This window comes from Marinobacter halodurans (assembly GCF_004327985.1).
Classification (GTDB): domain Bacteria; phylum Pseudomonadota; class Gammaproteobacteria; order Pseudomonadales; family Oleiphilaceae; genus Marinobacter_A; species Marinobacter_A halodurans.
In genome coordinates, this window is sequence record NZ_SJDL01000064.1 from 1 (window position 1) to 9,431 (window position 9,431).

The window sequence follows — 9,431 nt, forward strand, 5'->3', positions numbered from 1 at the left end:
GCCAAAGAAGGTGTTCGACCGCCTGTCTCTGGTCAGTTTGCTGGATACGATAAACCGGCTTCAGAGCCAATCATGAACCGCCGTGGTACGGAACCGTATGCCCGGTGGTGTGAGAGGACGGGGGAGGTGACTCCCCCTCCTACTCGATTGGGCTACGGAAAGATGAATCCGCGTATGGAGTGCTGGTGAACAATGGGAACCGCATCAACGGAGTTTGGTTTCTGTTGTTGGCTACAGAGCTCGTGCCGGGAAGCGAATGGACACCCTTACCTTCGTTGCATTAGACGGCCGTCCCTGGCCGGCTAATACAACCGGGACGTCCCTGTCCCTCCTTCGGCAAGGGTGTCCATTCGCTTCCAATCAATCTCGGGGTGACCTCGAAGCGCTGTTTTCATGTAGCCGACGCTTCAGCTTCGGAGCAGGCGTTTAGCCTGCCGATAAATGGCTTGAAATGAAGGGAATCTACGATATTTACAGGGCAGCTCTAAGCTTGCAGTTATAAGCCTCTCTCCCCTGGAGGGAGAGAGGTTTGGAGAGAGGGGGGGGCGAGGCGAATGCCTCGTCAGATGTTGGCATAAGAGTTCTTGGGCGCCTGTGGCGCCTCCCCCTCTCCCCAGCCCTCTCCCGCGAGGGGAGAGGGAGCAGGATGGTGCAAACCGGCAACATAGGTAACACCGCAAACCGGGAACAGGGGTTACATGTGATCGTTGTGCCTCAAGGCACCTCAACACCCCGAGCCGCCTCCAACAACGCAAACCAGTCCGTTCGCGGCAGCGCCGCCGCCAACCCGGCCCGCGCCTGCTCGATCCGTTCCTGACGCATGGACCCCAATACCGGCGTCGGCCGGCCGGGAATCATCCGCAGCCAGGCGATCGCGAGCGCCGTGGCGGTCAGGCGGGTTTCCTTCGTCAGTCGGTCCAGTTCGTTTGCCAGAGCGCCTTCTCCCAGAGCCCCGCCACCCAACGGCGACCAGGCCATCCAGTGCAGGTTGTCCCGCAGGTGCGCTTCCATCGTGCCGTCCGACAGGGCGTCGTTGGCGCGCAGGGACAGTTCGCTCTGATTGCACACCAGCGGGATAGCCAGGTTGGCCTGCAACCAGCGCCACTGCTCTGGCAGGAAATTGGAGACGCCAACGCGGGCGACTTTGCCGGCTTTCACTGCGTCCTCCAGAGCCCGGCCGACAGACGGCGCGTCCATCAGGGGATCGGGGCGGTGGATCAGGAAGGTGTCGATCTGTTCAACGTTGAGATTCACCAGAGCCTTGTCGATCGCGGCGCTGACATAGTCCGCCTCAGCCCGATAGTGCTTCACGGCATCGCCGCTGGCGTGGACGATGTCGGTCTTGGTGATGACCCGCAGTCTGTTGCGCAGCGCCGGGTTGGTCCGCAACGCGTCACCGAAGGCTTTCTCGCATTCGCCGCGGCCATAGATGTCGGCGTGGTCGAAGGTGTCGCAGCCCTGATCGATCTGCGTTTCGATCCAGCGGGCCAGATCTTCGGGTCTGGCCAGTTCGGGATAGTCCTGCAGGCGCATGAAGCCGAGGACCAGGTCGGGGTAAAGATCAGACATTGCGTTGGTTTTCCCGTCTTATTGGCGGACAAAGCTGATGACCACGCGGTCGTCATCCGTCTGCCGGGAGAATGTGTAGGGCGAGGACGACAGACGCTCGTGCCGTCCGGCACCGATCGCCGGATGAGCCTCCCTGAATTGGCCCAGTTTACGCCAATAGGCCAGGGTGCTGGCGGTTTCTGGATTATCGAGGGCATCCCAGTTCATGTCCGAGCGGGTGCCCTGCTGCGGATCCGAGCCGTTGGGGCCGTCGCGGCGACCGGACTCATCGCCATAGAATACCTGCACGGTGCCCGGTGTGAAGAGCAGGGCGGCGGCGACCCGTTTCTGCAATTCGGGATCGTTGTGGGCCTCGCTGCTGAACAGGCGTGTGTCGTGGGAGGAAATGTAGCTCATCACGTTGAACGGTTTGTCGCCGTGCATGGACTGGCTGTAGTCGGCGTAGACGCTGTCCATTTCCGGCAGGCACTCGGCGCCGGCCAGGGCGTTGTCCTGTAGGTCGAAGTTGATCACCGCGTCGAAGCCGTCGTCGTAGTAGTGATCGCGGGTAACGGAATGCGGGAAGACTTCGCCCACCATCCAGAATTTCCGGGCAGGCAGGGCTTGGTCCGGATGGTTCGCCCGGTAGTCATCCAGCGCTTTCTGCGCCGCCACTTTCAGCTCGGCCCAGGCTTCTGGCTCGACGTGCTTGACGGTATCCGCGCGGAAGCCATCGATGCCGAAGCGGCGAATCCAGCTGGTATGCCATTGGATCAGGTAGTCGCGCACCGTCGCGTTGGGCAGGTTCCGGGCATGGGTGTCCGCCTTGTTGGCCAGGAAGTCGGGCAGATCCACAGCCTTGGTTGACTCGGTCTGGAAATCCGGCAGGTAGGCGAGCGACCCTTTGATGGGATCGATGCCGGCGCTGGGCGCGTTGGGATAATCGGCGATGCCGGCACGCACCCAGTCCTTGCACCACCAATGGGACCAGCCCGGGCTGTCGTAGTCGATCAGCGCATGATAGGCGTGGAAATTCTCCCAGGACTCCGGCTGCCAGTCGCCCCAGCGCTCCGGCAGGTATTTCTCGAAGCCGTCGAACAGGCCGCCGACGTGGAAGTCCTGCATGTCCTGCAAAGAGCTGTAGCCCGGGTGGTTCATGACGATGTCCATCACCACCCGGATGCCCCGTTGGTGGGCCTGGTCCACCAGGGTCTGGAATTCTTCCTCGGTGCCGTAGGCGGCGTCGGGTCGGGTGAAGTCGAGGGCGTAGTAGCCATGGTAGCCGTAGTGGCGGAAGTCGCCCTGGTCACCGCCGCCGACCCAGCCGTGGATCTGCTCCACCGGTGGGGAAACCCAGATGGCGTTCACGCCGAGTTTCTGGAGGTAATCGAGACGCCCGGTCAGGCCGGCAAAGTCGCCGCCGTGGAAGGTGCCGATTTCCTTGTTGCCGTCGGATTTGCGGCCATAGGCGTGGTCGTTGTCGGTACGTCCGTTGGCAAACCGGTCTGTAATGACGAAGTAGACGGTGGCTCCGGCCCACTGGAAACGGTGCTGAACCGGCTCTGCGGATTCCAGCATGACCAGTCCTTCGGCATTTTTGGCCGGGGCCAGGGAAACATGGCCGTCCTCAACCTGGGCTCGTTTGCCGGAGAAGGCATCCCGGACCCACTCGCCGTCCCGGAAGAGGTCGCCGACCGGGATGCGGGTCTGTTCCGTCGATGTGGCGCACAGGTGGGTTTGGCCGGCCCGGTTGTCGGTGGGCTGTGCGGCGCTGTCGAGGGTGCTTTGGGTGCCGGGAGAGGCACAGCCGGCCAGCAGGGCACAGGTGGCCACCAGCCGGGCGAGGGGAGTGAGGCGCATCGCAATTCTCCTGAAGCGTGTTCTTGTCCGGCGCCCCGCAGCTTTGGCGAAGGTTTCGAGGAGTGGAGGCGGCCGTTTATTGTGGGTTGATATAACCAGAGGGACGCGCCCGGGGGTAGACGGAAATCGCCTACGCCCCCTACTCCCCCGTTCTACGCCTCGGGTATTAAAAACAGGGCTGATGCCAGCATTGCGGTTTTCGCTGACGATGTTGACTATCGCGATAACGACAAGAGCGACCTTCTCCCGTGGACGACTCTCCCGGGACAAAAACAATAAGGCAGAGAACAGAGAGGTACTGACAATGAATCGCCGCAATTTCATCCGCAGCACGCTCGCCGTCTCCATCCTGGCAACCACCATGGGGGCCGTCGCACCGGCCCAGGCCGATATCGAGGAGGGCAAGCTGGTTGTCTGGATCAACGGTGACAAGGGCTACAACGGACTTCAGGAAGTCGGTGACTGGTTTACCAAGGAAACCGGTATTCCCGTGGAAGTGGCTCACCCTGACAGTGCAACCGACAAGTTCCAGCAGGCAGCGGCGACCGGCAATGGTCCCGACATCTTCATCTGGGCGCACGACCGCCTGGGCGAGTGGGCGCAGAGTGGCCTGATCTCTGAAATCAACCCGTCCCAGTCCATCCGCGACGCCAACTACGACTTTACCTGGGATGCGGTTACCGTGGACGGCAAGGTTTACGGCTACCCAATGGCGGTGGAATCCGTCGGCCTGATCTACAACAAGGATCTGGTCCCCAACCCGCCCAAGTCCTTCGAGGAAATCCCGGCGCTGGACAAGAAACTGGCAGAGCAGGGCAAGAAGGCCATCCTGTGGGACTACAACAACACCTACTTCACCTGGCCGCTGCTGGCCGCCGATGGCGGTTACATCTTCAAGAAGACCGACAGCGGTTATGACGTTTCCGATACCGGTGTGAACACCGAGGGCGCCATCGCGGGCGGCAAAGTGCTCAAGTCCCTGATCGACGAGGGCGTCATGCCCCGCGGCGCGGACTACGGCGCCATGGACTCCCAGTTCAACAAGGGTGAACTGGCGATGATGATCAACGGTCCCTGGGCCTGGGCGAACCTGAAGAAGAGCGGCATCAACTTCGGTGTGACCACGCTGCCGACCATCAACGATCAGAAGCCCAAGCCGATGGTGGGTGTCATGGCCGCGACGCTGAACACGGCGAGCCCGAACAAGGACCTGGCGGTGGAGTTCCTGGAGAACTACGCGCTGTCGGTCAAGGGTCTGAAGATGGTAAACGACGATGTCCCGCTGGGTGCCGTTGCCAACAAGGAACTGATGGGCGAGCTGTCCGCCGACAACCCGCACATCAAGGCCACGTTCAGGAACGCCGAACTGGGTGAGCCGATGCCGAACGTGCCTGCAATGGGCGCCTTCTGGTCATCCATGGCGCCAGCGTTGCAGAACATCACCGCTGGTCGCCAGCCCGTCAAGGAAGCACTGGATACGGCCGCGACCCGCATTACCCGATAAAGGCCTCGGGCCGGTGGTGGCAATGGCTGCCACCGGCCGCCGGCGACCTGGCCGGTGTCCAGGCAACAACTGACGGGGCTGACTACAATGTTAACCGAGACGCTGTCCTACCCGCGCACAGCAAGCAGACCTTTCATGACCCGAGCTATCCTGAAGTGGGGCGTCCTGGCCGTGCTGGTCGGCATGGCGCTGTACCTGATCGTCGCGCTGTATGCCCAGCGTGAATTCGTATTCGCCATGCTGTTCCTGGTGCTGACGGCATCGGCGGTAGCTGTTTTGGTGAGCAAACGGCTCTATGCACATCGCTACATCTATCCGGCGGTGGCCGGGATGGGCCTGTTCGTGATTTTCCCGCTGATGTACGCCGTGGGGATCGGCTTCACCAACTACAGCGCCAGTAACCTGCTGAGTTTCGAGCGGGTGCAGGAAAACCTGCTCTCACGCACCTACCAGTCGGAATCGGCCCGCTACAACTATGACCTCTACAAGACCGATGCCGGCTATGTCATCGTCCTCAAGAGCGACGACGGCGAGCTGGTCTCGGAACCGTTCGAGCTGGAGGACGGCAAGGTCCCGCCCGTCGAGGTCAGCCCGACGGCGACGGCGCCGACCGGTGAACCTCTGGCCTTCCGCGACATCATCAAGCAGCGCAATGCGCTGGGCGCGCTGCGCCTGCAGGCGCCGGATGGCCGCGAGCTGTCCATGGCCAGCCTGCGGGCCTTCGCCACCATCAAGCCGCTGTATGAAAAATCCGGCAACGACACCCTGACCAACACCCGCACCGGGGTCACCTATTTCCCCAACCAGGACACCGGTTTCTACGAGAGCGCCGACGGCGACAAGCTGGTGCCGGGCTGGACCGTCAATGCCGGTTTCGACAACTACAAGCGCGTGATCACCGACCCGAGCATCAGCGGGCCGTTCATGCAGATTTTCGTCTGGACGCTGCTGTTCTCGGTGGGCACGGTGGTGTTCACCCTGGTGCTGGGCCTGTTGCTGGCCAACCTGCTGCAGTGGGACCAGATCCGCGGCAAGGGCTTCTACCGCACGATGCTGATCCTGCCGTATGCGGTGCCGGCGTTTATCTCGATCCTGGTATTCAAGGGGCTGTTCAACCAGAACTTCGGTGAGATCAACCTGGTGCTGGAGAGCCTGTTCGGTATCCGCCCGGACTGGTTCAGCGACCCAAGCATGGCCCGGACCATGATCCTGATCGTCAACACCTGGCTGGGCTACCCCTACATGATGCTGCTGTGCATGGGGCTGTTGCAGTCCATTCCCCGGGATCTCTACGAAGCGTCCGCGATGGACGGGGCCGGGCCGATCAATAACCTGATGAACATCACGTTCCCGCTGATCCTCAAGCCTTTGGCGCCGCTGCTGATCGCGAGCTTCGCGTTCAACTTCAACAACTTCGTGCTGATTGCCCTGCTGACCGGCGGTGCGCCGGATATCATCGGTGCCAGTACGCCGGCAGGCACCACGGATCTGCTGGTCAGCTATACCTACCGGATTGCCTTCCAGGATTCCGGCCAGAACTTCGGTCTGGCGGCGGCGATCGCCACGGTGATCTTCCTGGTGGTGGGTGCTCTGTCACTGATCAACCTCAAACTGTCCAAGATCAAGGTGTAGGAGGCGGCTATGGCAATGGTAGAACCGCGTTCAACGAAATACCGGGTACTGGCCTCCCACCTGGGAATGCTGTGCTTTATCGCGCTGATCCTGTTCCCGCTGCTGATGGTGATTTCCATCTCCTTCCGTAGCGGCAACTTCGCCACCGGCAGCCTGCTGCCGGAGGTGCCGTCGCTGGAGCACTGGTCGCTGGCGCTGGGCATTCCCTATACGGACGATGCCGGTAATGTGGTGCAGCCGCCGTTCCCGGTGCTGTTGTGGCTGTGGAATTCCATCAAGATTGCGGTGATTTCCTCGCTGCTGATCCTGGCCCTGTCCACCACCGCCGCCTACGCCTTCGCGCGGATGCGCTTTGCCGGCAAGGGTTTCGTGCTCAAGTCGATGCTGATCTTCCAGATGTTTCCGCCGGTTCTGTCGCTGGTGGCGCTGTACGCGCTGTTCAACGAGATCGGCAAGCACATCAGTTGGCTGGGCCTGAATACCCACGGCGCGGTGATCGTCGCCTCGCTGGGCGGGATGGCGCTGCACATCTGGACCATCAAGGGCTATTTCGATTCCATCGACCGCTCGCTGGAAGAGGCGGCCATCGTCGACGGTGCCACCACCTGGCAGGCTTTCCGGTACATCCTGCTGCCGCTGTCGGTGCCGATCCTGATGGTGGTCTTCATCCTGGCATTCATCATGACCATCATGGAGTACCCGATGGCGTCGATCCTGCTGGTGGACACCGACAAGCTGACCCTGGCGGTCGGGGCCCAGCAGTACCTGTACGAGCAGAACTACCTGTGGGGCGATTTTGCCGCCGCAGCGGTACTGTCCGGACTGCCGATCACCCTGGTGTTCCTGTATTGCCAGCGGTGGATTGTCGGTGGGCTGACCGCTGGCGGTGTGAAGGGCTAGGCCATACCTGCCTTCACGAACGGTTTTGGGTGAGTACGGCGGGATCCCGGCTCATCCGATTGCGCGAAAACTGTTGCGTCTTCCCAAATGAGTGATTCCGCGACCCCGGACCTGCCTATAGCTGCAGGCAGCTCCGGGGCTTTTTCGTAATCGGGCCGGCCTGCTGACTGTCGCCGGCAACGGGACTGGGGGAAGGTGCCGACTCCCGGTATGCTCATCAATCGAATCTTCATGAACAGGGACGTTTGCCATGTCCTCACTGTCCGCTGAAATAGAATGCGTGCCCGGTCGACTGCACCAGACGGCGACCCGCATTACTTTCCTGATTTCCGGCATAGCCCTGGCGGCCTGGGCACCGCTGGTCCCCTATGCCAAGGCCCGCGTGGACGTTGGCGATGGCGTTTTTGGCCTGCTCCTGCTGTGCCTGGGGGCCGGTTCCATCCTGTCGATGCCACTGGCGGGGCCGATGGTCAGCCGTGCCGGTTATCGTCGGGTGATTATTCCGTCGGCGTTGCTGGGCTTTGCCATGCTGCCATTGCTGGCGAGCGTCTCCAGCCTGCCGTGGCTGATCGTGGCGCTGTTCCTGTTCGGTGGTGGCATTGGTGCACTGGATGTGGCGATGAACATGCAGGCCATCGTCGTGGAGCGGGCCAGCGGCCGCTCGTTGATGTCCGGTTTCCATGGGCTCTTCAGTCTGGGTGCCATCATTGGCGCCGCCAGTATGACTGGACTGCTGTGGCTGGGCGTGACGCCATTAATGGCCGCCAGCTGTGTGGTTGGGATCGTCCTGATCGGGCTTTTCCTGGCCGCGCCAGGCTTGCTTTCGGACACCGGTCAGCAGGGCGGGCCAGTCTTCGCCGTTCCCCACGGGATCGTGCTGGTGATCGGCCTGGTGTGTTTCGTGTCCTTCCTGAGTGAGGGCGCCATGCTGGACTGGACCGCCATCTTCTTCGTCGACCACCTCGACGTGGACGTCTCCCGGGCCGGGCTCGGGTTTGCCGCGTTTTCGGTCACCATGACCCTGGGGCGGCTGACGGGAGATCGATTTGTCGCCCGGTTTGGTGGCGGGCGCGTGGTGGCGGCCGGAGGCCTGGTGGCCGCCTGTGGTATCGTGCTGCTGACGTTCGCGCCTAACTGGCTGTTTGGCCTTCTGGGTTGTGCCCTGGTGGGCGCTGGCTGCTCCAATATCGTGCCGGTGATGTTCACCCGGGCCGGCCAGCAGACCGCCATGCCCGAACACCTGGCCGTGCCGGCCGTGGCGACGCTGGGCTATATCGGCGTGCTGATGGGGCCGGCGACCATTGGGTTCCTGTCGGAGCTGATGGGGCTGGGGATGGCGTTCCTGGCGTTGGCGGGGCTGTTGTTGGCGGTTTCCGGGGCGTCGCGGTTTTTGCAGGGTTGATGATATTCCCGATAGGCTCCTCGGGCTCAGTGCATAAAAAGGGCAGCCCTGCGGGCTGCTCCGAAGCTGAAGCGTCGGCTACATTTAATACCAACTCGAGTATGTAGCAGATGCTTTAGCTTCTGAGGCGCCGATAGGTGCCCATCATTTCTTCTTTCCTTCCGAGCCATACCTGCCACCCCAAAAGCGTCTTGCACGAGGCTCGCTCGAAACCAATGAAGGCCATCGCTGGAGCAGAGGACAGGATGTCCTCGTCGCATAAGCGGCCATGGACGGCCCTCTTAGGCGACGGAAGCGATGGCCTTCATTGGTTTCAGGCTCCCAGGTCTGATCAAAGCCTCTACTTACCAACATGATGGTCCCGATCGTCCGTTCTCCAGACAAAAAAAGGCCCGCACGGGGCGGGCAATAACGTGACAAACGTTGATGAGAGTGTGAGGAGATGGTTGTCGAATCCAAGTGTCCCGTCTGGTTAATTCGTTGACCTACTGCGTACCGCTGACGTCTCTGGTCAAGGCGCCAGCCCGCCGGTGTGGTGGTTCCACATCAAGGGTTGGCAACGCAGGTCCAGAGGCGTCAGCGGTG

General features: G+C 61.8%; 6 protein-coding genes. 4 read left to right on the plus strand and 2 right to left on the minus strand.

All coding sequences use genetic code 11. The features are described from left to right. Nucleotides 1-714 precede the first annotated feature (714 nt). Together EZI54_RS22525 and EZI54_RS22530 are read right to left on the minus strand one after the other, a co-directional pair. The gene (locus EZI54_RS22525; RefSeq protein ID WP_131484125.1) at nt 715-1,569 is read right to left on the minus strand and encodes an aldo/keto reductase; all 855 of its coding nucleotides are present in this window, start codon (nt 1,567-1,569) and stop codon (nt 715-717) included. 18 nt (nt 1,570-1,587) lie between these two features. After that, the gene (locus EZI54_RS22530) at nt 1,588-3,408 is read right to left on the minus strand and encodes an alpha-amylase (protein ID WP_131484126.1); all 1,821 of its coding nucleotides are present in this window, start codon (nt 3,406-3,408) and stop codon (nt 1,588-1,590) included. A 304-nt stretch (nt 3,409-3,712) separates the two neighbouring features. Here EZI54_RS22530 and malE point away from each other — a divergent pair, with 304 nt between their 5' ends. From malE to EZI54_RS22550, 4 genes are all read left to right on the plus strand, one after another. Beyond that, nucleotides 3,713-4,912, plus strand: a complete 1,200-nt coding sequence (gene malE, locus EZI54_RS22535; protein ID WP_131484127.1) for a maltose/maltodextrin ABC transporter substrate-binding protein MalE — start codon at nt 3,713-3,715, stop codon at nt 4,910-4,912. Between the two features lie 135 nt (nt 4,913-5,047). Further along, nucleotides 5,048-6,544 (plus strand): maltose ABC transporter permease MalF, encoded by a 1,497-nt coding sequence (malF, locus tag EZI54_RS22540; protein WP_131484128.1) that lies wholly within the window; start codon nt 5,048-5,050, stop codon nt 6,542-6,544. Nucleotides 6,545-6,553: 9 nt separating this feature from the next. After that, complete coding sequence (gene malG / locus EZI54_RS22545) at nt 6,554-7,444, plus strand: maltose ABC transporter permease MalG (protein WP_131484129.1); 891 nt, start codon at nt 6,554-6,556, stop codon at nt 7,442-7,444. 250 nt (nt 7,445-7,694) lie between these two features. Next, nucleotides 7,695-8,846, plus strand: coding sequence for an MFS transporter (locus EZI54_RS22550; protein WP_131484130.1), 1,152 nt, complete (start codon nt 7,695-7,697; stop codon nt 8,844-8,846). The last annotated feature ends 585 nt before the right edge of the window (nt 8,847-9,431 follow it).